General features: G+C 40.5%; 19 protein-coding genes. 9 read left to right on the top strand and 10 right to left on the bottom strand.

Annotated elements, in window-relative coordinates; translation table 11 throughout:
- Positions 1 to 64: 64 nt before the first annotated feature.
- The 3 genes from HWV01_RS06005 to HWV01_RS05995 form a co-directional block, all read right to left on the bottom strand.
- On the bottom strand, positions 65 to 1,081 hold the full coding sequence (locus HWV01_RS06005; protein ID WP_211674549.1) for a TRAP transporter substrate-binding protein: 1,017 nt from the start codon (positions 1,079 to 1,081) through the stop codon (positions 65 to 67).
- A 316-nt stretch (positions 1,082 to 1,397) separates the two neighbouring features.
- The gene (locus HWV01_RS06000) at positions 1,398 to 1,910 is read right to left on the bottom strand and encodes a gluconokinase (protein WP_211674548.1); all 513 of its coding nucleotides are present in this window, start codon (positions 1,908 to 1,910) and stop codon (positions 1,398 to 1,400) included.
- An 84-nt stretch (positions 1,911 to 1,994) separates the two neighbouring features.
- Positions 1,995 to 3,008 (bottom strand): LacI family DNA-binding transcriptional regulator, encoded by a 1,014-nt coding sequence (locus HWV01_RS05995; RefSeq protein ID WP_211674547.1) that lies wholly within the window; start codon positions 3,006 to 3,008, stop codon positions 1,995 to 1,997.
- A gap of 400 nt (positions 3,009 to 3,408) precedes the next feature.
- On the opposite strand from HWV01_RS05995, the gene gndA reads away from it, so the two are divergent.
- The 9 genes from gndA (at position 3,409) to HWV01_RS05950 (ending at position 14,183) form a co-directional block, all read left to right on the top strand.
- Positions 3,409 to 4,911, top strand: coding sequence for an NADP-dependent phosphogluconate dehydrogenase (gene gndA / locus HWV01_RS05990; RefSeq protein ID WP_211674546.1), 1,503 nt, complete (start codon positions 3,409 to 3,411; stop codon positions 4,909 to 4,911).
- 135 nt (positions 4,912 to 5,046) lie between these two features.
- Positions 5,047 to 5,808 carry an AzlC family ABC transporter permease gene (locus tag HWV01_RS05985; protein WP_211674545.1) on the top strand — a complete coding sequence of 254 codons (762 nt, stop codon included), beginning with the start codon at positions 5,047 to 5,049 and terminating at the stop codon, positions 5,806 to 5,808.
- Positions 5,805 to 6,107 carry an AzlD domain-containing protein gene (locus HWV01_RS05980; RefSeq protein ID WP_211674544.1) on the top strand — a complete coding sequence of 101 codons (303 nt, stop codon included), beginning with the start codon at positions 5,805 to 5,807 and terminating at the stop codon, positions 6,105 to 6,107. The genes HWV01_RS05985 and HWV01_RS05980 overlap by 4 nt, the downstream gene beginning before the upstream one ends.
- A gap of 351 nt (positions 6,108 to 6,458) precedes the next feature.
- Positions 6,459 to 8,291 carry a glutamine--fructose-6-phosphate transaminase (isomerizing) gene (gene glmS, locus HWV01_RS05975; protein WP_211674543.1) on the top strand — a complete coding sequence of 611 codons (1,833 nt, stop codon included), beginning with the start codon at positions 6,459 to 6,461 and terminating at the stop codon, positions 8,289 to 8,291.
- Positions 8,292 to 8,732: 441 nt separating this feature from the next.
- A complete protein-coding gene (locus tag HWV01_RS05970) occupies positions 8,733 to 9,956 on the top strand; it encodes an MFS transporter (protein ID WP_211674542.1) in 1,224 nt (407 codons plus the stop codon).
- Positions 9,957 to 10,313: 357 nt separating this feature from the next.
- Entirely contained in the window at positions 10,314 to 11,048 is a 735-nt protein-coding gene (locus HWV01_RS05965; protein ID WP_211674541.1) for a glutathione peroxidase, read from the top strand.
- A gap of 261 nt (positions 11,049 to 11,309) precedes the next feature.
- Positions 11,310 to 13,316, top strand: a complete 2,007-nt coding sequence (locus tag HWV01_RS05960) for a type VI secretion system Vgr family protein (protein WP_211674540.1) — start codon at positions 11,310 to 11,312, stop codon at positions 13,314 to 13,316.
- Positions 13,316 to 13,885: a Twin-arginine translocation pathway signal gene (locus tag HWV01_RS05955; RefSeq protein ID WP_211674539.1), complete on the top strand. Its 570-nt coding sequence runs from the start codon at positions 13,316 to 13,318 to the stop codon at positions 13,883 to 13,885. The genes HWV01_RS05960 and HWV01_RS05955 overlap by 1 nt, the downstream gene beginning before the upstream one ends.
- A gap of 1 nt (position 13,886) precedes the next feature.
- Positions 13,887 to 14,183 carry a PAAR domain-containing protein gene (locus HWV01_RS05950; RefSeq protein WP_006030359.1) on the top strand — a complete coding sequence of 99 codons (297 nt, stop codon included), beginning with the start codon at positions 13,887 to 13,889 and terminating at the stop codon, positions 14,181 to 14,183.
- Between the two features lie 50 nt (positions 14,184 to 14,233).
- Here HWV01_RS05950 and HWV01_RS05945 read toward each other — a convergent pair whose 3' ends face one another.
- The 7 genes from HWV01_RS05945 to HWV01_RS05915 are packed head-to-tail and all read right to left on the bottom strand — an operon-like array spanning position 14,234 to position 22,989.
- On the bottom strand, positions 14,234 to 14,899 hold the full coding sequence (locus HWV01_RS05945) for an AarF/UbiB family protein (RefSeq protein WP_211674538.1): 666 nt from the start codon (positions 14,897 to 14,899) through the stop codon (positions 14,234 to 14,236).
- Positions 14,900 to 18,355: a type VI secretion system membrane subunit TssM gene (gene tssM / locus HWV01_RS05940; protein WP_211674537.1), complete on the bottom strand. Its 3,456-nt coding sequence runs from the start codon at positions 18,353 to 18,355 to the stop codon at positions 14,900 to 14,902.
- Entirely contained in the window at positions 18,355 to 19,503 is a 1,149-nt protein-coding gene (icmH, locus tag HWV01_RS05935) for a type IVB secretion system protein IcmH/DotU (RefSeq protein ID WP_211674536.1), read from the bottom strand. The genes tssM and icmH overlap by 1 nt, the downstream gene beginning before the upstream one ends.
- 8 nt (positions 19,504 to 19,511) lie before the next feature.
- Positions 19,512 to 20,834: a type VI secretion system baseplate subunit TssK gene (tssK, locus tag HWV01_RS05930; RefSeq protein WP_211674535.1), complete on the bottom strand. Its 1,323-nt coding sequence runs from the start codon at positions 20,832 to 20,834 to the stop codon at positions 19,512 to 19,514.
- A 2-nt stretch (positions 20,835 to 20,836) separates the two neighbouring features.
- The gene (gene tssJ, locus HWV01_RS05925; protein WP_211674534.1) at positions 20,837 to 21,310 is read right to left on the bottom strand and encodes a type VI secretion system lipoprotein TssJ; all 474 of its coding nucleotides are present in this window, start codon (positions 21,308 to 21,310) and stop codon (positions 20,837 to 20,839) included.
- A 1-nt stretch (position 21,311) separates the two neighbouring features.
- Positions 21,312 to 22,334: a type VI secretion system-associated FHA domain protein gene (locus tag HWV01_RS05920; protein ID WP_211674533.1), complete on the bottom strand. Its 1,023-nt coding sequence runs from the start codon at positions 22,332 to 22,334 to the stop codon at positions 21,312 to 21,314.
- Between the two features lies 1 nt (position 22,335).
- Positions 22,336 to 22,989 (bottom strand): ABC transporter substrate-binding protein, encoded by a 654-nt coding sequence (locus HWV01_RS05915; RefSeq protein WP_249185455.1) that lies wholly within the window; start codon positions 22,987 to 22,989, stop codon positions 22,336 to 22,338.
- Between the last annotated feature and the right edge of the window lie 68 nt (positions 22,990 to 23,057).

Here is a 23,057-nt window from a genome sequence, read left to right as displayed (position 1 = left end):
TTTTTTCATCTTCTAAGTGGAAAAAAGGCTGCGAAGCAGCCTTCATATATATCGCTTACTTGAATTACAGTAAGTTTTTCGCTTTTAAGTATGTCGTTATAGAGTCATATACTTTTTGTGCGTTTGGAGAACGTTTTGCGTAAATTTCCCATTGGCTGCGCGCAATAGTTCGGAATTTTTTACGTTCTTCTGCAGGCCAGTCATGTATGGTGATGTTTGGATTTTTCATTGCGTCTGCAACCGCTTCCGCATCTGCTTTTTTCAGTGTATCAACCATAGTGTAAGCAAATGTTTTAACTGAATCTTGCATTACTTTTTGTAGATCAGCTGGTAGTTTGTTCCACGATTTTGCACTGATTGAAACTTCAATTGCAGGTAGAGAATGGAAACCAGGATATACCGGATGTGGTGCGATATCATTTAGACCCGCTTTATGATTCGTTGAGAATACAGTGTAATCAGCGGCATCAATAACGCCCTTACTTAGACCTGTAAATACTTCTGAACCCGGTAAATTAACTGGTGAAGCGCCTGCTGCTGCGAATACTTGTTGTACTAGACCTTCTGGTGCACGTAATTTAAGCCCTTTAAGATCTGCAACACCGTTAAGTGGTACTTTAGAAACAAACGCTTCAAGACCTGTTGCTGATGCGCCAATATAGTAAATACCATAAGGTTTGTAGATTTCACGCATTAGCTCGTTACCGCCGCCGTTATACATGTAATCTAACAGTTGTATTGGATCAGACCAAGCACCAACGGTGTTACCCATTAAACCAAATGCAGGATCCTTACCAGAAAAGAAGCTTGTTGCTGTTATGTGACCTTGTAAAACACCAAACTTAATACCATCAAGTGTTTCTGTATGCTTAATTACAGCACCTACTGGTAACATAGTCACATCGATACGACCGTTAGAATCTTTTTCTAATTGGTCAGCCCATGCTTGTTGCACTTGGAAGTTTTTCTCACCCGATGGATCAGATGATTGAAATTTGAAGTTAAATTCAGCAGCGAATGCAGATGCACTCATCATAGTTGCAACTGATGCTGCAATAATTGTTTTAGAAATGGTTTTCATTAGTAGCGGTATCCTTGTTTCTGACAAACCCGATAATGATGTTACCCAACCGTGTTACCGGTAACTGTTGGGGTAATCTTACTATTACAAACAGCTAAACTCTAGGGTTAACATCACATTTTTATATAAAATCACCGGATAATTTCAACTTTTAAGTCACTATTGTTACATATAATCAACTTTTAATTTCCATTTGAAATATAAAGTCGAGATAAAAAAAACGGTCATATTTTGATTAAAATATGACCATTATTATGGTTTATGGATATGCTGATATTTTATAAATCCTGTAGAATATCAATCCAACATCGTAATACTAGTTGCGCGTTAAAGCAGTAATACTGAGGCTTACGATGTCGTCAATTGTACCATCAATAGGAACAGAAAGTACGTCTTTTTCATCCTTAAGTGGTAACTCCAAAGTATTAAACTGACTTTTTAACATGTCATCGCCACTAAAGAAGTGCCCTGCTCGCTCTTTCATACGTGCTAAAATTAAATCAAAACTACCATCTAAGTAGATAAAAATTACGGATTTATTACCATCTCGAATTTGATCTCTATAATCTTTACGTAATGCAGAACAAACGATAACGCCTGTTTCATTCTTTTTTTCAATGCTAAAACATGCATCACGAACACGTTCTAACCAAGGCGTACGGTCTGCATCATTTAACGGTTGGCCTGCAGCCATTTTTAGAATATTCGCTTTCGGATGTAGGTCATCACCATCAATAAATTTAGCACCGAGCTGCTGTGCAATTTTTAATCCTATCGTAGATTTTCCGCTACCAGAAACGCCCATGATTATAATACTTCTGCCTATCATATTCTTTACTTCTTAACATCACTCTAAATCAACTAACGCAATGTTACCGTTAACACAATAAAACACAAGCATTATCAGTGTGACTTAGGTGCTAGCACGCTCAGAAATAATAAAACCGAGATCTAAATGCTTATTTTCAATCGGTTCATCATTGATTTTTTTAAGTAACAATTTAGCCGCTTGCTCACCTATATCAAAACGAGGGATAGATACCGACGTTAACTTTGGATTTGTCGCAGAGCAAATATCAAGATCGTTAAAACCAACTAAAGCAATATCTTTCGGTACTTTTAGATTACGACGTTGACACTCAAATAGTGCCCCAGCAGCCAAATCGTCATTACAGAAGAAGATGCAGTCAGTATCAGGCCATTCACCTAATAACTCAGTCAACATATCAGCACCCATTTGGTAAGTCGAAGCATAGGTACTAGTCACTACACGCTCATCGCTCAATTCTGTTTCCCAAATTGCTTTACGCCAACCATCTAAACGTAACTGTGCACGTAAATCCATTCGCGCACCGGCAAAGCCGATATTTTTATAACCTTTATCGATTAGATGTTCGGTGATCTTGTAACCCGCTAGAGCATGATCTAAACCCACTGACATATCGATCGCGTTATCATTGCATTCCATGATCTCAACAACCGGTAAGTTTGATTTACGTAATAAACGATTACTTCGTTCAGTGTGATGCGTACCAGAAATAATGATGCCATCGATACCAAACTGTAAATAGGTTTCGATTAAACGCTCTTCTTCTAATAGAGAATAGCCAGAGTGACCCAGTAAGATCTGAAAGCCTTCATTTAGCATCACATCATTAATACCGCGTACTACATCAGAAAATACACCGTTAGATAAGGAAGGGACAATCAATACAATGGTTTTACTTTGCTTAGTGCTTAACATGCTAGCTGCACGATTTGGCACATACCCCATTTGTTCAATGGCTTTGTGAATAGTCAAGCGTAATGATTCAGACACTTTCTCGGGTGTACGGATCGCTCTTGAAACAGTAATTTTTGTAACACCAACTTTATTAGCAACATCTTGTAAGGTCACGCGACCAGACTTACGACTGTTGGAACTCATACACCTAATATCCTTATTTATAAAATACTTACCTATATTACACCTATATATAATTAGGGGTAAGTAAAGTTTCCTATTAACTTTAAACCAGAAAATCTGTATAACTTTTAACATAACTGTAAATAATTTTAGCTAAATTGTATAACTGAACAGGAAAGGCACAGGCTTAAATTCAAACTAACAATGATTATGTGAGGTAGATCTCATCTCAATAATCAGATCAACCATATAGATTTTAATGATTTAAAATTAGCTTATCAAAAAATCGCGATTTAAATGAAAAAGGTAAATAACAGTAGTGTTCATATTGTATCTTTTTCTACTTTCTATATCATGCCTTAAACGACAAGGCATTAGCCCAATTCTCACCTTCATGACTTGCTAAGGCACAGAGGACCAGATGAATAAAAATATTGATATTGCAGTAATAGGTTTAGGCGTAATGGGTGCCAACATGGCATTAAACTTAGCTGAACGTGGATTTTCCGTTGCAGCTTTTGACATTAACGAAAGCCGTCGTACTGACATCGTTAAGCGTCATCAACCTCTAACAGCAGCAAAATTAATTGCGGTTGCCGATCTTGCAGAGCTAATTAACCAGCTTGAAACACCACGTCGAATAGTGCTTTCTGTTCCAGCTGGTCCTGTTGTTGATATTATTTGTAATGACTTAATTGCAGCAGGCTTAGAAGCAAGCGACATTGTTGTTGATACAGGTAACAGCCAATGGCGTGATTCTATCGCACGTGCAGATACTTACGCAGGTAAGTTCAGCTTCTTCACTTGTGCTATTTCTGGCGGTGAAGTGGGTGCTCGTTTTGGTCCATCGTTAATGCCTAGTGGCGACAAAGCAGCTTGGGAATGGCTAAAACCTATGTGGCAAGCAATGTCTGCGAAAGTAGATCCTATCACTGGTATTGAAATTGCACGTACACACGTAGATCAGCCTCTACCAGAAGGTGAACCTTGTGCCGAATATATCGGTCCAATCGGTTCTGGCCATTTTGTTAAAATGGTACATAACGGTATCGAATACGCAGATATGCAAATGATTGCTGAAGTTGTACAGTTCATGCGTCAAATCTTAGGTATGTCAGCAGTTGAAGTTGGCGAAGTATTCAGCGAATGGAACAAAGGTAAATTACAAAGCTACCTAATCGAAATCACAGGTAACATCCTAAAAGTTGTTGATGAAACAACAGGTAAACCTATGGTTGACGTGATCATGGATCAGGCAGGCCAAAAAGGGACTGGTAACTGGACTGCACGTGAAGCACTCGAGCTAGGCGTGCCAGCAAACGCAATTGCAGAATCTGTATTTGCCCGTTGCCTAAGTACACAAAAATCTATCCGTCAGGTTGGCGCGACTAAACTTGCAGGTCCAGCGGTAACAACCGAAGACCGAAATCTATGGCTAGAAAAACTGGCTGACGCACTCTATTGTTCAAAGATCTGTAGCTACGCACAAGGCTTTGAATTAATGTCTGCAGCACAAAAAGAACATAACTGGACGCTTGATTACGTTGCAATTGCAAAAATCTGGCGTGCAGGCTGTGTGATCCGCGCTCACTTCTTAGATGATATCTCGAAAGCTTATCAAGCTGAACCAGAGTTATTAAACCTCATGTTAGCGGACCGTTTCACGACTACATTAGCTGAAAGCCAAATGGCATGGCGTGAAGTATTAGCGAAAGCGATAATGCAAGGTATGCCAATGCCATCGATTAGCGCAGCAATGAGTTATTACGATTGTTACCGTGAAGCAGATTCTTCAGCAAGCCTTATTCAAGCGATGCGTGACTACTTTGGTGGCCACACTTACCGTCGTAAAGATCAAGATGCAAGTCAAAGCTTCCACTATGATTGGCACTTTGGCAGTGGCGAGCACAAAGCTCAACACTAATTGATTGATGATAAATCATAAGTAATATATCTTCATAGGTATGACGATAAAAAACCCAGTTCGCTGGGTTTTTTATTACCCCCAGTTTTTATATTCTCGAATATAGTACACCACAGCCATCACAAGGATAATGCGATGCAGGATCAACAATCCGACTCAGAACAAGCGTCACCATCTAAACTAAAATCAGCATTAAAAGGCGCGGCTGCAGCAATGCCGTTAAGTATTGCGGTGATCCCTTGGGGTATTTTGGCAGGCTCTTATGCCATTGAAGCAGGGTTAGATGTCATTCAAAGCCAAGCAATGTCGGCGATTGTGTTTGCTGGCGCAGCACAACTTGTTGCAGTTGGAATGATCAAATCAGGAGTTGGACTGGCTAGTATTCTATTAACTACACTACTCATTACCTCTCGCCATTTTTTATATGGTATGGCCATGCGTCATCAAATGAGTCCCCTACCTTTACGCTGGCGACTAACATTAGGCTTCTTGCTCACCGATGAATTGTTTGCCATATGCAGCGAAACCAAACAGCACAAGTTTGATCGCTGGTTTGCATTTGGGGGTGGCTTTAGTTTTTATCTTATTTGGAATATTGCTTCTGCGGTCGGTATTTTTGCTGGTCAACAGATCCCCAATTTAGATGAACTCGGTTTAGACTTCGCCATTGCTGCAACCTTCATTGCTTTAGTCGTCCCTTCCATTAAAACGCCCTCAATTTTAGTCAGTGTATTAGTTTCTTTAGTAACAGCGGTACTTTGCGAACTGTTCCATATACCCGGCGGGTTATTAATTGCGGCCTTATCTGGTATGAGCGCAGGTATGTTAACAGCCAAACTAACCCATGAAACGCATCCTAATAAAACCATATTAACCAGACCAGGAGACGGCTTATGATCTGGCTTACCATTATACTGATGACAGTAATTATCTTCATTAGTCGCTATATTTTCATTGAACCTAAGCTGCCATTGCGTCTTAACCCCAGTGTAGTGAAGTTTTTAAGTTATTCAGCCCCGGCCGTACTCACCGCTATTTTAGCGCCGATTGTATTTATCCAAGAGAATACCTTGCACCTAAATTTGGATAACAGTTACCTGATTGGTGCTATTTTTGCGGTACTACTTATTCTGATTACGCGTAATACCTTACTGACAGCTATCCTTAGCATGCTACTTTTTTTCTTAATTCATTAGCTTTGTTTCATTACTTTGTTTCAAACCACTTATTATTTACAATTTTATATGGACAAACGAAACAAACGAAACTAATATATCGAAACTACGAAACTTAGTTGGTATTCATAGCTAGATCAAGCTGTCTAGTGAGTAAGTGAAACTAGATAAATCACTATTACACACTATATTTAAATGAAACGTAACCAATACATTCAATGTTAAGTTACGATTGAATATTTTAATGATAAAAGTTTCGCTTTCAAAATCATTAAAACAAGTTGTATAAGGACGAACGTCGTCACGGATCGATAGACAGCACTATCACGTGGTATTACTTGTTTAAAAAGTTTATATATTTAGGAGAAGACCATGTGTGGCATTGTTGGTGCAGTAGCGCAAAGAGATATCGCTGAAATTTTAGTTGAAGGTTTACGTCGTTTAGAATACCGCGGTTATGACTCTGCAGGTGTTGCGATTGTTGATCAAGACAATAATCTGCAGCGGGTACGTAGCCTAGGTAAAGTGCAAGAACTAGCAAATGCAGTTGACACTGAACAGCCTGTTGGCGGTACCGGTATCGCCCATACGCGTTGGGCAACACATGGTGAACCCTCACAAGCAAATGCACATCCACACGTATCAGGTAATATTGCAGTAGTACATAATGGTATTATTGAGAATCATGAGATGTTGCGTGAGTTATTACAACAACGTGGTTATATTTTCCAATCTCAAACAGACACTGAAGTCATTGCGCATCTTGTTGAATGGGAGTTACGTTCAACAGATAGCCTACTTGATGCAGTTCAAAAAACAGCAGTTCAATTAGAAGGTGCATACGGTACTGTAGTACTAAACCGTCTCGAACCAGGTAAATTAATTGTGGCACGTTCAGGCAGCCCTATTGTGATAGGTTTAGGTGTAGGCGAAAACTTCTTAGCATCCGATCAACTTGCACTGCTTAATGTTACTCGCCGCTTCATGTACCTTGAAGAAGGTGATGTGGCTGAAGTTACGCGTCGAGATGTGTCAGTATTTGATATTGATGGTAATCCAGTAACACGTGAAGTAACGGAATCGAATGCAGAGCATGACGCTGCTGATAAAGGTCAATTCCGCCATTTCATGCAAAAAGAGATCTTCGAACAACCTGTAGCACTAACCAATACAATGGAAGGCCGCCTGACAGCTAACAGTGTTATTACAGAAAGTATCGGCGTTAACGCTGCTGAGATTTTAGCGAAAGTTGAACACATTCAGATCATCGCCTGTGGTACGTCTTACAACGCAGGTATGACAGCCCGATATTGGTTTGAATCGTTAGCAGGCGTAAGTTGTGATGTCGAAATCGCATCTGAATTCCGCTACCGTAAATTTGTAACACGTCCGAATAGCCTGTTGATCACGTTATCCCAATCAGGTGAAACCGCAGATACGTTAGCAGCAATGCGTTTGGCGAAAGAAAAAGGTTACATGGCTGTAATGACCATTTGTAACGTGGCCGGTTCTTCATTAGTGCGTGAATCAGACTTTGCATTTATGACCCGTGCAGGAACTGAAATTGGTGTAGCTTCAACTAAAGCATTCACGACACAATTATCAGCATTATTAATGCTTGTAACCGCATTAGGTAAACAAAAACACGTTATCGATGCAACTAAAGAAGCTGAAATAGTAACGGCATTACATGCATTACCAACACAAATTGAAAATGCATTATCATTTGATAAAGACATTGAAGCACTGGCTGAAGATTTCGCTGACAAGCACCATACCTTATTTCTTGGTCGCGGTGAATTCTACCCTATCGCCATGGAAGCGGCGCTTAAGCTTAAAGAGATCTCTTACATTCACGCCGAAGCATATGCTGCGGGTGAATTAAAACACGGTCCTTTAGCACTCATTGACGCTGACATGCCTGTTGTGGTTATCGCACCAACCAATGAATTATTAGAAAAACTAAAATCAAATATTGAAGAAGTTCGTGCACGTGGCGGCCTACTTTATGTATTCGCAGATGCTGACGCTGGTTTTGTTGAATCAGAAGGCATGAAGATCATCACTATGCCGCATGTAAGTGAAATTACAGCACCGATCTTCTATACCTTACCAATGCAGTTGCTTTCATATCATGTTGCACTGATTAAAGGGACAGACGTGGATCAACCACGTAACCTCGCTAAAGCTGTAACTGTAGAATAATTACGACTTTAGACTACATATCAAACTGAGCCCCAATATTTATTGGGGCTTTTTTATAACCGGAAATAACCTCAATTAACCTTCTTTTTGTCACACATTAAAGTTTGAAACTAACACATTAATGATTTTTAGTAGTTTGGTGAAAGTAATCACGATTTAACAAAAGACCCTTACGTTTGCCTTGTACCTAAAAATAAATAGAATATACTCAGTCAAACAGCTAGGCTTGTATATAACTTACAAGACTAAAAAATAATTTACAGAACTGTACGATTTCCAAGAAATAGATAATAAGAAAATTTTTAATATAGTCTTATTTTTCAATTGATTAATTATCATTTGTCGCGATTAATTAATTTGGCGAATCGGACTTCCTACCATACAAGACGTTATATGCTATACCGACTTCTCATCAAATTTTAGTCAAGGAATGAGCTATTTATGATAGGTAAAAACGACAGGTTACAGATGCATTTTGTCATGATCATTGTCTTTCTTGGTTGTGCAGGTGTTTCGTTCCCATATCCTGTTATTGCACCGTTATTTTTAAGTGATCAGCCAACTGGTATGACTCAGTGGCTAGGTTTCTCTCCAGAGTTGCTGCTGGGCTTCGTTATTGCTGCATATCCGCTAGGGATGGTCATTGGCAGTACATTACTCGGTTCGATTTCTGACAAAATTGGTCGTAAAAAAATACTCAGTGTTTCTTTGGTCTTTACCGTAATTGGATATTTGTTGTGTGCGTATGCTGTGGTGCTTGAGGAGTATTTATTATTTCTTATCGCTAGGTTTGCAATCGGTCTCTGCGAAGGCAATGTTTCAGTTGCACGAGCTATTGCAACTGATCTTAGCCTTGAAAAAGATAAGACAATAGCTTTATCTAAAATAAATTCAGCGGTGTACAGTGGTCTACTGGCAGGGCCGATAATAGGCGGTTTTGCTGGCTCTCAGTCAATAGAGTTTGTTTTCTTGTTAGCTGCAATGGTCTATGTGCTGTGCTGGTTAATTGTTTTAGTTCTAGTGCAAGAAAGTAAGACTGAACATAAAATGAAATCAGCTTTACCAAATTTAGGCTTATTCAAAAATAAATTGTACTTTCAGTTGCTTGTAATTCAGTTATTAATGGCGATTGGCACTAGCGGAGCCTATCATTTTATACCTGTATGGTTAACAAGCATTCAAGGTTTCGAGCCAACAGAAATAGGATTTTCTGCTGCTGTAATGAGCGCCTTAATGGTCATGAGTAGTCTTTTTGCGGTACCAGCAATTTCAAAAAAGCTTAATAAGAAACAGATATATGTGGTTTTTGGTATGTCACTGTCGGTTCTTTATTTCGCAATGATTACATTATCACCTAGTTACTCACTCCTTGCTTTTTTAGTTACAGGAATACCAATTTCAATACTTAGTGGCGTTTTTCCTGCTTATGTTGTGCAGAGGCTAGGCGGTGAGCGTTCAGGTCTACTTTTAGGTAGTTTGTCATCTATGACAAGTATTGCGTCAGTATTCGTGGCTCTTGGTGGTTCGTTGCTATTAACATTTAATCATGCTGCCCCCATTGCTGTTTCTGCGGCTTTTTGTTTTATTAGCGTGGTTTTATTTATGTTTGTTGTAAGAAATAATGAAGAAAGTGTGGACTCAGGTCAGCACGTGGAGCGCATATAATGCGGCGTTAATCTCAACTTTCTGTCATGCGAACCGTGACATTTAACAAAAGTTTCGAACTATATTGTTTGGTTGAAGTTATCTTATAACACAGGGAGCAGTTATTTAGGCCCGAGAAGTTCCAGACATTAATGTATGTCGACACTTCTCAAACAACAAACAATCGATACCAAAAAGCTATCAAAGCGAAAGATTTAATCGATTATACCTATGGTAAGTATTTCGACATAATAGCTACATCAAGACGACACAGACACAACGTCTTCACCCTATTTATTTTTATAGAACAATTTATATCAAACCTCTTTATAACAAACATAAGTTAGCTTAATTAATAGCTACGTTAAGGAATATATTATGACGACATTAATATCGAAAGAAGGCCAAGCGGTTCCACAAGTTACATTCCCTATTCGCCAAGGTGACGCATGGGTTAACCGCACAACAGAAGAACTTTTTGCTAACAAAACAGTAATCGTATTTAGCTTACCGGGTGCATTCACACCAACGTGTTCTTCAAGCCATTTACCACGTTACAACGAACTAGCTAACGTATTTTCAGCACATGGCGTTGATGACATATTATGTGTATCAGTAAACGATACCTTTGTAATGAACGCATGGAAAGATGACCAAGAAGCAGAAAACATCACTTTCATTCCAGATGGTAATGGTGAGTTCTCTGCAGGCATGGGCATGTTGGTCGACAAATCTGACATCGGTTTTGGAAAACGTTCATGGCGTTACAGCATGCTGGTTAAAAACGGCGTGGTAGAAAAAATGTTTATCGAAGCTGACGAACCAGGCGACCCGTTCAAGGTTTCTGATGCAGATACTATGCTAGGTTATGTGGCTCCTAAGTACAAAGTACAAGAGTCAATCACCGTATTTACTAAACCAGGTTGCCCGTTCTGTGCAAAAGCAAAACAAACGTTAATTGACCAAGGTCTAAACTACGAAGAAGTGGTATTAGGTAAAGACGCAACAACAGTCAGTCTACGAGCAGTCACAGGTCGCAGCACAGTACCACAAATATTTATCGGTGGTAAACATATCGGTGGTAGCGAAGAATTAGATAAGCACTTCGCTTAATCATTCGATTTAATATTATCGGATAAGACACTAACGAATAGCCATACTCACATGCAATGATTCGTCATCAAAGGAAGCAGAAATGCTTCCTTTTTTCGTATCAAAAATACAGCACTGCTCCCTTTACCCACAAGGTACAACGCTCACAAACGCTTACATAAAAGCAATCCTGCATTATTTTTTCTTATGTTAGGATTTAGTGCGAATTGATATAACAAATAGTAAGCATCGCATGGTAAAAAATAGTAACGAAGGTCTATTATGACAGCTTCAGCATATACTCAAAAACACAGGCCAACACTGGCTAAGTTAGACGGTAAAGGCCCTTATATTGTCACCAACTTAACCGTTACAGAGCAGATATTTTCACGTTCCGATTATGCCGCAGTATTAATATCCAAAGACAAGATATCAGAATCCTTATTAGGCAAAGCGATTGATCTCAGCTACTCACCGGGTCTCGAAGGAAACAGAAAAGAAGCGCGCCGTTTTCATGCATTAGTCTCATCGATAGAAAGTCTCAGTTTTGATCCTGCAAAAGCACTTTACACCTACCGTATCGAAGCGATAGATCCATTGTCCGTATTTAACTATCGCGTATCGAGTCGTACTTTCCAAGACATGACCAGTAAACAAATCATTGAAAAAGTCTTGTCCGACTCCGGTTTAAAAAGCTATTTCAAACTATCAATGCGTAGTGCAGGCAGTAAGCACACCTATTGTATCCAATTTAACGAAAACGATTACGATTTCTTAAGACGAATGATGGCAAGTGAAGGCTGGCATTATCACAGTGATCATAACGGGAATCAGCCGTGTATTATCATCGGAGATAACAATCAAGACTTTGCAAATCTAGATAACAGCAAAATTCCGTTTATTACAGGTGCGAAAGATAAAACACACGCCATCATACATTGGCACGTACGTAGTATCCTTGGCGTGAGCAAATTATCACTTGGCGATCACAATGCCGAACTCGCCGAATGCCTGTCGAGTGGTAATAGGACAACGACCAATAGCGTTAAAAATAATGCCTTAACACAATACTTTTTTGGTCAGGGACATAGCGATAAAAATACCATCAGAGATTCAGCTAAGCGCCAAATGGAAAGCATCGATACACAAAAAATAAATATTACGGCACAATCATCCATCCCGGCATTAGGGGCTGGATTGCGTTTTACACTAACTGACCACAGTGACAGTGAGCACAATCAAGAATACGTGGTAACACAAGCACAACATCACTTCTCAGCAACAGAAAGTGGTCATAAAACCGAATACACTAATACATTTCAATGTATGCCTGCATCCATTTTATGGCGTCCACCCTTCTTGCCAAAACCACAAATCCACAGTGTACAAAGTGCAGAAGTCACCGGGCCAAGTGGAGAAGAAACCAATCAAGACAAACAAGGACGAATTAAAATCCACTTTCATTGGGACCTACAAGGTAAAAAAGACGAAAAAAGCTCGTGCTGGGTACCCGTTTCGCAAGCCACAGCCAGTAACGGATTTGGCGTGCAATTTATTCCTCGTGTTGGTGACGAAGTATTAATTAACTTTATTGATGGCGATCCTGACCGCCCTGTTGTTTGTGGTTCTATCTACACAGGGAAGAACAAACCGCCCTACAGTACAGCAACACAATCAGGGATCAAAACCAGAAGCACGCCGAAAGGTAATGCCAGTACTGCGAATGAACTCAGATTCGAAGACAAAAAAGACAAAGAAGAAATCTTTTTACAAGCCGAAAAAGATCTGACAATCAATGTAAAGCAAAATAACAAAAAGACCGTCACTGGCACGTCGTTATTAACCGTCGAAAAAACAATAAATATCAGTAGTAAAGAAGCGACAAACCTGGAAAGTAAAGATGCCTTATCAACTAAATCTGTAAAAGATACTAATATAGCGTCAGATGCGAACATCAGTTTAGATGCAGGTAAAAATTCCAACATGAGTGCAACTTCTGCGATCAAGATTGATGGTCAGACAATTGAATTAAAAGGTAAAACAAAAATAAAGTTATCCGTTGGGGGCAGCAGTATCGAAATAAGTCCAAGCGGTATAAAAATAGCCGGCCCACAGGTCGCCATCGAAGGACAAGGCAGTGCGACCCTCAAAGCCACTATCGTCACCGTCGAAAGTAAAGCAAAAACAGATATTAAAGGTGCACTTGTCGGCATAAATGGCAGTGCAATGACACAAGTTAAAGCAGGTGCCATGGTTCAAATACAGGGCGCGATCACAAAGGTAAACTAATGCATTATTTAAAGATCCCACACCAGCATGCACAAGACATTTTATCTTTGTATGAAGCAAGTGATGAAATAACCGCTCTCGCAGCGCAACATCTCACACCCGCAGCAGTCATAGATATGGCCATTGCAGCTGAACTCTTTGCCGATACCGCCTTATTCCTTGCGCATGCATTACCCGTCCGAGAAGCAATCTGGTGGGCATGTTGCTGCGCAAGTCAACGTAGCGACTGGAATGAAAACGAAGCCAATGCAATTCGTTCTGCCAAGGCATGGGTTCATGAACCCGATGAAACAGCACGTCGATTTGCCGAAGAGATGGCAAAAAAGGCAGACTTACAAACCGGTGCTGGTTGGGTTGCTCAGGCTGCATTCTGGAGTGGTGGTAGCATGACAGCTCCGAGCGAGCCCATTGTTCAGCCGCCTGAGTACTTATATTCACAAGCTGTAGCAGGCGCAGTTAACTTAATCGCAGCCCTGCCCGATGGCGAACATGCCACAGAACGATATGAACACTATTTTAAACTTGGATTGCATATTGCCCAGGGTGGCAATGGTCAATTAGGAGAATAATATGTTACCAGCAGCACGCGCGACCGACATGCATGTATGCCCTATGCAAACTCCCGCATTAGTCCCGATCCCACATGTTGGCGGGCCGCTGCTACCTCTGCCTACAACCGTATTAATCGGTAATTTACCCGCGGCGACCGTAGGACAAATATGTATGTGTGTTGGCCCACCAGACAGTGTAGTAAAAGGCAGTGCAACGGTTTTAATCAACAGTAAACCTGCGGCAAGAATGGGGGATACCACCGCCCATGGAGGGACCATTATCATGGGGATGCCAACAGTGTTAATTGGTGGGTAATTTTAAAATAGCAATGAAGAATAGAATAATTTTTTACTTGCTCTTAACTGCTAATCGGCATTCGGCTTATCTTTCATTTTGATAAGCCAATTAAGCCAGCGTGTTAATAACAGCTGTTCTGGCAAGGTTAAATCCGAATTATACAACTGCAATAACCACTGATAAAAAGCATACCAATCATCCTGAGGCACCACGATGTGCGACTGTTCATAACGATCTGCGGAACAAAAACCAGGGGTCACTTGCCATGATGACAAGTTCGATAATGTCGTACCAGACTGTAATGCAGAGCCACAATCAATTAACGATATTTCACCTTTATTCACATTATAAATAACATTTGATGGCTTAATATCGCCATGCACCCAACCTTGCGCATGCATCGCCATAATCGCACGCACTATCTGTGGTACAAGTAGCAGAAATTCACTTGTTTGATGCACACTAAAAGAGAGTAATGACTCCCCTTCAATGAATGGCATCAATAATAAATTTTCCGACTTTAAATACTCCCTTACAGGACGAATGTAATACGAATGGCAGTCAGCTAAACAGAGCAACTCTCGTTTCATTGCAATGGGATCTGCTCGCTTCAGCACCATATACTCTGATGCTGAAGCAGATTCGCGATCTCGAACCAACCATGTCGTCGATGACAGTAATTTGATCACTGTAAAACGAGAAGCAAGTCGACCGTTTATCGCGTCCGTCATCATTTATAAACGCGCAGGTAAACCAAAGCGGGTAAACAAAGACTTATCAAATATTTGGTTACTACCTCTCAGACTATATTGTAAGACGATATTCTCATTATTAAGCTTATAGGTTAATTTCTTAATGCGTCGATCACCCGTTGCACTGGTACGCCCATCAAACAAGGCTCTGAACAGTGCCCATTGCCCTGAATATGACTTACTCGCGACACGGTTATCACCACTAAAGAAGTTCACCGACATGTAATCATCTTCACCGATTGATGGCCATGCAATGCTTTGCCATAATCGAGGGCCATGGCGATACGAGAATATGTTTTCTGTTTCCATGATATTAAATTGCGTCACAGAGGTACTCATCGAACTCGCTTTTAATTTCAACGTCATCGCTAGCTCTTGCCCTGATGCACCGAAGAACAACTCTCGAATCGTTTTTGCCTGTTTAAGTTGCTGTAAGCTTTTCGCATTAATTGGCAGCTTTTCACCATCAAATTCAGCCAATTTTAAAGTGCCATTATCCCAATACGTAAAGGGATGAAGCACTTCACTGACGAACTTATCTATACGTCCTTCAGGCTTGAACATCAATGCAAAATCATCAATGGCAACTTCGCCGCGCCCTGTTAACAAGAATGGGAAACGTCCTTCAACCGCTTGACGATAAAACCCATGTACTTGCTCTTTCCATTGCTGATTAACATGTTCTGCACTGCCGTTGATCACACTCTTCCATGACTGCGCGTACAAGGATTTAATCCAGCTTGCCACCTGGTTCGGCGAGCTACTTGATTGGCGACGGAAATTAACCAATATATCTTGGCTGCCTGACGCATGATCTTGTGCATACTGATATAACGCACGGCTTGGATCGCCACTTGATAACGCAGTATCAAAATACGTATTCAATTGATCTAATTCAGCCATCAATTCATCTACGGGTGTTGTTTTACCTTTGCTCGCCATGAATATTGAATAAGGGCTAAACGCCTCATTAACAACATACGAAGGCTGTAAACGTAATAACTTATCACCCCCAAAGCGATTAACTTTTTCAACTTTTTTCAATACCGATGCCGTTTTTTTCAAGCCTAATTTACCGACAGCCTTTGCGTTAGGTGCACCCTCAGCATTTTTAGCCAGGGTAGTATTAACAATTAATGCATCAAGCACATCAATAATCGGGCTACTGGCGGGTGAACGCGCAGTTTTAACCGCATAAGCAAGATCATCGATCGTATTAAATGGTTTCACTTCGATGTGGTTAATAAGTTCTTTCCACTGATATATGTAATCCGCATAATACAGACGCTGTACCTTCTTACTCAGATCTACAAGCTCAGAAATAGACGCACCCGACATATCACCTTGAATACTTTTAAATTCATTTAGCTGCTTTTTAAGTAACCTTGATTTCGCACTCAGATCGATATTTGCTTGTCCCTGACGAGTAAATAACTCAGGCAATAAATAACCATTAAATCCGGCTTTAAATTGAAATAGCACATCAAACTTATCCCCTAATTGACGACGCGTATCAACGCGATTACGGTATTCAGGAAGTGATTTTATACGGGTGTAAATCAGCCGTTCTGGTGATAAACCTTCTAAATTTTGCGTTGCCACCGAAATCAAATCATCACTTGGAACAAGTACCTGCTCATAATCACTACTGAATAAATCTTCCATTAACATGGTCAACGTTTCTATATTATCCAGCGAAATATCACCTTGTTCATTTAGCGTTTCAACCAAATAAGCTAATAATTCAGTCATGTCTAAACGTTGCTTATCAAACAACATTTGATAATAACGCAGCACTTCAAATATCTTGCTAGAATTACCTAAATTAACATATACATACAGTTCACTGCTTAATACTTCAACCAACTGAGGCAGCAAGAACATCTGTAATTGTGCTTCATAGCTCAAGTAGATTTGCTCCGTCGTTTTAGGCTGATTAACACTGATACGTTGATACAAAGGCGTAGGTTTACGCCCTTCTTCAACCACCAGGCGCAATTCATTTAACACTGGAATAATATCTTCAAAACCAACGTTAGTATTACGTAATCGTTCCATGTCTTGCTGGTACAATGCTAATTGAGTAACCGCATGGTTTCGATAATCCTCATCTTTATTCCAGTTATCGCGCAACAGTAAGCCAAGTACAACAATCATCCCGATAAAACCTAACATCATCGATATTCGCGATGCAAGGTAACTATAATGACGCACCTGGTTAACACCAACAATACTCGATTCAGGTAATACAGTCTGCTGTAATATATTCGTTGAGAACAACTGCTTACGACCAGATAATTGTTCTCTTGTCGTATTGGCATTAAACGCACTGCTGCTAGCAACAAGTTGTGTCAGTAAATCGTGACAGTTGCCACCTTGCTGTGTCGAACATAAATACATGCCTCTTAACCACACAACATCTCGAACCCGGTTTTCCCGACTTATTCCCTCTAAGAACTCGGTAACTTGCTCAAAGAAAAGACGTAACTGATAAGGGAGTGCAACTACAGAATGCGCATCCTCTTGACGTGTTTCTCGTAATGATTGGAATTGCTGCTGAGCTAACACATCGAGTAATTTCTGACATTCCAGCTCAAACATGCTGACTTCAAATCGATGGTCATCCGTGTTTGGAAACGTAATCCCCAAAGGTCGATCGATATCGCATCCCGAGTTACTCGAGAAAAACTCAACAAAATCAGAAATCGTATCTGACTTCGTGAATAATGTATAAACAGGCAGCGCTAACCCACAATGTTCGCCGAGTGTTAAAATAGCATCTTGTAAATTTGAGCTAAGGGATAAACGTTCTTTTTTATCCCCCGTTAATAATCGCTCACAGCTAATCGCGACTAACACGCCATTGACTGCTTGACGAGGGCGGTATTTCATTAATTGCTGAGCAAACACACGCCACAACGCGTCATCAATACCGTCTCGATCGAATAATCTGTGGTCGACTTCAATAACCACCATGTTTTCATTACTCCAAAACCGCATATATTGTGACTTTTCACTTTTATCACGATCACGATAGTTAACCGGTTCTAGGTTATTTTGATGTAGTAAGCTACTTTTAGCATCATCTTCACCTCCAATCAAAACATACCAAGGCAATTCATACAAACTACTAAGCTTACTACCCTTATGCCCTTTCAACTTTATAACTGCTGACTTAAACAGTGAATTAATGACTTTCACATCTTGTTTAAATAAAATAACTTGCTCGTGAACAGCCGATTTTTCTTCACGCAGGTGTTGCCAAACCGCAATCACGAGAGCTATCGTAATCAAAGACCCACCAGAAATAGTAACCACCAGCCTTAATAATTTATCCCCTTCATCTAAGGTTGGGAGGTATATCCAGCTAAGTCCAGTACAAATCAATAACGCTAGCGCAATGAGTAAACACGCTATTTTTAATGTTATTTTTTTCATTATTTATCATCTACCTTATTACTACGGCGTATAACTGCATTTAATCCAAAGCGAGCATTAATTTCATTTTTTAAAAGTTTCGCCTTTGCTAAATCGCGATTGTTCGGAATAAATAATTCCACACCGGTAGGCACTTCGTTTAATACCACTTTATACCCAATAGCTTGTATGTCTTTTTCTAACCGCACAGCGCTGGCTTTCGTCGCAAAATTCGCAACGACGATATTCCATGAGATCGTATCAATAAGCGCAGCTGGTTTCACGCTCACAGCTTCTTGCACTTCAATGCCTAAGTCTTCAGGCGTACTCATGTAAATCAAATCATCGTTATTCGTGCTATTGGTAAAACCAGCCATATCCAACGAGCTAAATGCGATTAAGGTTGATTGACTACGCTGGTCATACCAAAATTCTGAAAAACAATACGTACTGATGATTAATAATACGCCAATCCAAGATAATTTAACCGCACTGATAAATCGCCAAGGCGAGGTTGTTTCCGGCATCGAAATCGGCGTTGGCGGTTCCAGTATAGATTCGCTACGGTAGTGTCGGATCATACTGTAAAGTTCAGACTGTAACTCATTCATTTTCTGGCGATTATCATGACGATACTTGCCTAAAAAACCGAGCATGATCAACACATATTGAAGCTCTAAGAAGTCCACCAGCTTTGCAGGTTGACGGCTTGCTTGTTCAAGCAGTTGGAAGAAAACCTCACCACCATTACGCTGGCTAAAGACCTTACTGAGTAATGAATGATTTTCCCAACGAGCCACTTCGCCCCACGAGGTATACAAGATCAATTCATCAAACGCCGCGCATAATATAAAGCAAACCTTTTCAATCACACTAGGGTGATAATCTAAAAACAGCCCTTTGCGTTTAAAGTCTGCGATACCATCCAGCAATTGTTGACGAAAGGCATTAATATCTAAAGGTGAGGTTTGCCTTTCGACACTTGCCAAAATACCCAATAATTCACTGCATTCTTTTAAGATTGGATTGTTATAATTCGCTAATTGAGCGATTAACTTTTCAGAGCCTCTTAAATCAAGCTGTACCTCACTACTGGTTTTCACTGCTTTACGCGGGCTGTTACTGCGACGAATTGAAATCGTCGGTTGTTCATTAAATAATGATGTCATAGCGCCCCCTACCGAATTACGTACAATTCAATATCAACATCGCCAATGCGATTATCGACATGTAATGCTATCGGTTCGTCTTTCTTCACGAGCTGCTGCCACAAATCAGATTGCGTATCTAGCTCGAAATAGGCCACATCAGTACGTGATTTTAATTCCGATGGCGCAATAGGTAACGCGCGTACTGGCACACCAGATAACGCATTACGCACGAGATCAGCAACCATGCTGTTACCTGCTAGCTTAACCGCGAGTGGGAATTGTTTACTTAACTGCACTGCACCTAACGGTGACGATACTACCAAAATAAATCGCCCCGCATTATAAAGGCTTGAGTCCTGCACTAACGTACGTAATAAACGACGCTTATCAAACAAGCTCTTATCCCAAACTAACGTAGTCACACTATCGAGTTGAACTTCACGTAATAGCACGCGAATATCAGAAAACAAGATCGAGAAGAGGCTATACAAACGGCCATTGTTCCAGCTGTCATATTCTTTTGGCATCTTGGTGTCTAAGCCCTGCATTTCACCTGCCATTGACATACATTCTTGGTAAATTTCTTGCGGTGATGTGGTCCCATTATCAAGCCAATACTTAATATTTGGTAACCAACGACCTAAAGCCTGTAGCCATAAATAATCACGAATTAACGCTTGATAGCTTTTGTTAGCAGAATCTACCTGTAAGCGTTGTGAGATGGTGCTCGCGCGGTATTTCATCTGTGCATATAGATCATTCACGTTATCTTTTAAGTATTCAGACACCGTGAAATAAAGTGACATTGGGATAAACGCACGGTTTAGCTCAATCCCGCCATCTGACTTATGTTCAGTGATATGCGCAATCGGGATCTGGGTATAATCCTGTAACTCTTCGCCTTCAAGCTTGAGTACGATATTTAATTCCGCTAACTCCAATTGCAACGCTTCGGTATTGTCTCGGGTCGTATCAAACACGTCGTAATCAGTGCGGTGGTAACGGCGGTGAACGTCATCTTTACAACCTACATTCATCACACCAGATCGATAAATTGGCATCGCTAAATACACTAACTTATCCATGGCACCAGCAGGAATATCAAGCGCTAATCCATTACGAATATCAAAAGGAGTGCCATCAGGAAAAATACCTTTTGCACGCTTGATCCCAACTTTGCCAATATTAACTAATGAATAATCAAGTTCTAACTCAGCCAAACCGTGGCGCATTGGATTCATCAGGCTGCAATATTGTTTGGTAAACTCTTCAAAATAACGTTCTTGTTGTTGAAAATGTTGCGGGCTTAAAAACATCCCCTCAGACCAAACTACTTTTTTCTTATCCATTATTAATCCTCTTCACCTGTCACGGTAATGTTTACGCCGTCAATACTGATGTTTACAACAATCGAAAATCCAGATTGCACACTCAAAATTGCGGTACTTTTGGCTTCTCTGTAATTAGAAAAAGCCGCTACCACACCGACATATTTAATTTCGCTGTTTTGTGGCAGCGCGACCTTGTGTGTTTCGCTCGGTAAGATACTGTCGAGCTGGCGTTTAGATAATAATCCCGCCTTTAACACACCTTGATCATCACGATACAAATCAATAAAGTTCGCCTGCGTAAATGCTTCACTGTCAGCCAGCTGATAGATTCGAATCTCAAGGGGTGACGCTAAGCCATTTATATTAGGGTTGATGTTGTTTTCAGCCTCAATATTAACGACCACTTGTAATGCCTGTGCGTCTCGCCAAAACATCCAGCTGCTACAGCCACTTAAAAATAAAGTACACATCAAAAAGACAAGCACACGTTGCATATTACTTGTCTCCCATTGACTGCTTAATGCGTAAACTTTCACTAAAATACGCTTTAAATTTCATCTGCCATTCTTTGTTCTCTTTTTGACGAGTAAAGTAGCGTTTGTACACTGTCCAATAGTCCACTTTCTTTTGCCAAAAACGTCGCGGCGCAAAGTCATCAAAGAAACTTTCGAGCTCCGTCGGTGAAATATCTGACAGTAATCGTTCTAACGCCATTTCTGCTGATTGAACCATCAGGTCATGCTGTTTAAGTTGTAACAACATCAGTTGCTGTGACTCCAACGCAGAATAATTAGATCGTGAACTCGTATCAGCAAACTGTTGACCTTCATCAATCACTACAGACGCGGTATTAAGCATCTCATCACCAAAAGGGTCATCAGAAAAACTATCATCATCCGACCAGGTATTTTGAGGCATGCCTTGCCCCCGTTTTTTTACAGGTTCATTAGCAATAAATGGGTCTGCAAATATACCGTCCAACTCTTCTTTTGGATCAGTTAACACCCATTCTGGTACTTCAAGGTCATCTGACGACTCTGATACTGAATCTGCTTTACCATTAACTGAATGAGCGTTAACGCGGGCAGTAGATAAAGCATCACCAAACGGATCGTCATCCCAGGCACTCAGTAGTGACGACTTATCAGTACCTTGCATTCCAGTTTGTTCCGCCGCCTTTACAACCGCTTTATCGGGAGTGAAACAAGACACCATTAGGCGATATTTACCCACATTAACCACATCGCCATCGTTCAACGTCGATTGATTATTTGAACCTAACGGTTTACTCGCGCCATTTAAAAACACACCATTCGTGCTCACGTCCATAATTTGATAACCACGGCTTCCGCGGTTAATTAACGCATGCGTACCCGAAATTTCCCTAGAGGCATCCGATAATTGCATCGTCATACCATAAGCACGACCAATGCTTCCTCCTTCATCGGGAAAGTTGATTGTCCATTCTGGAATGGGTTCTCCATCAGGAGAGCTGATAATTCGTAATGATAACGGCATATTACTGACCCTCGCACGCCACAATGGCTTGATTGAATTCATTGATAAATAACGGATATTTCCCCGTGAACTTCTTCGAGAAGTACACACCTAGTGGTTTCTCATTTACCATTGTTTTGGTTATTGCTCGATGGCTAATACCCAATTGATTAATCGCATTTTCCATCACCACATCATTTGCCAATACTGCACCTACTTCGCCTGACAGTAGTAATTCAATAAGCACGGTTGCACTACGCGGTTTTTTCTCGACTCGGTAACCTTGTTTTTGTAACCATAACCACTTGTTCGAACCAAATAATGCGGTCACTGGTACTTCTTTTTTAAACTGGGGACTCTTGGTATCAATCGCGTCAGACAAACTAAACCAACTCCATGTTTGGTTCATTAAAGGCGCGGAATACTCTGCATATTTATCGCGGGTATCATTCTTAGACGCGAGGAAAAGGCCATGTAGTTCCCCTACTTCCGTTAGAATCTGAGAACGGTCCCAGTCTGTCATCGTTATTTGATAAGGCTGTTTCATTACCTTTAAAATACATTTCAACTTCACTATCCCAAGCCCTTTCATTTCACCGTTTTCTTGGTATTGATAAGGACTCCACACTTGTGTCGCTAACAGTAATCGTTCCGGACGGATTTCACTTTTTGCCATAAATGCCCCTCCGAGAAACAAACTTAACACCAGTGTTAAAGGCATTATTCTGTTTACGTTATGTATTA

This window comes from Moritella sp. 5, assembly GCF_018219455.1.
In the GTDB taxonomy this organism is placed as follows: domain Bacteria; phylum Pseudomonadota; class Gammaproteobacteria; order Enterobacterales; family Moritellaceae; genus Moritella.
Note: the sequence above shows the minus strand (reverse complement) of the source record. Positions and strands in the feature narration are given on the sequence as shown.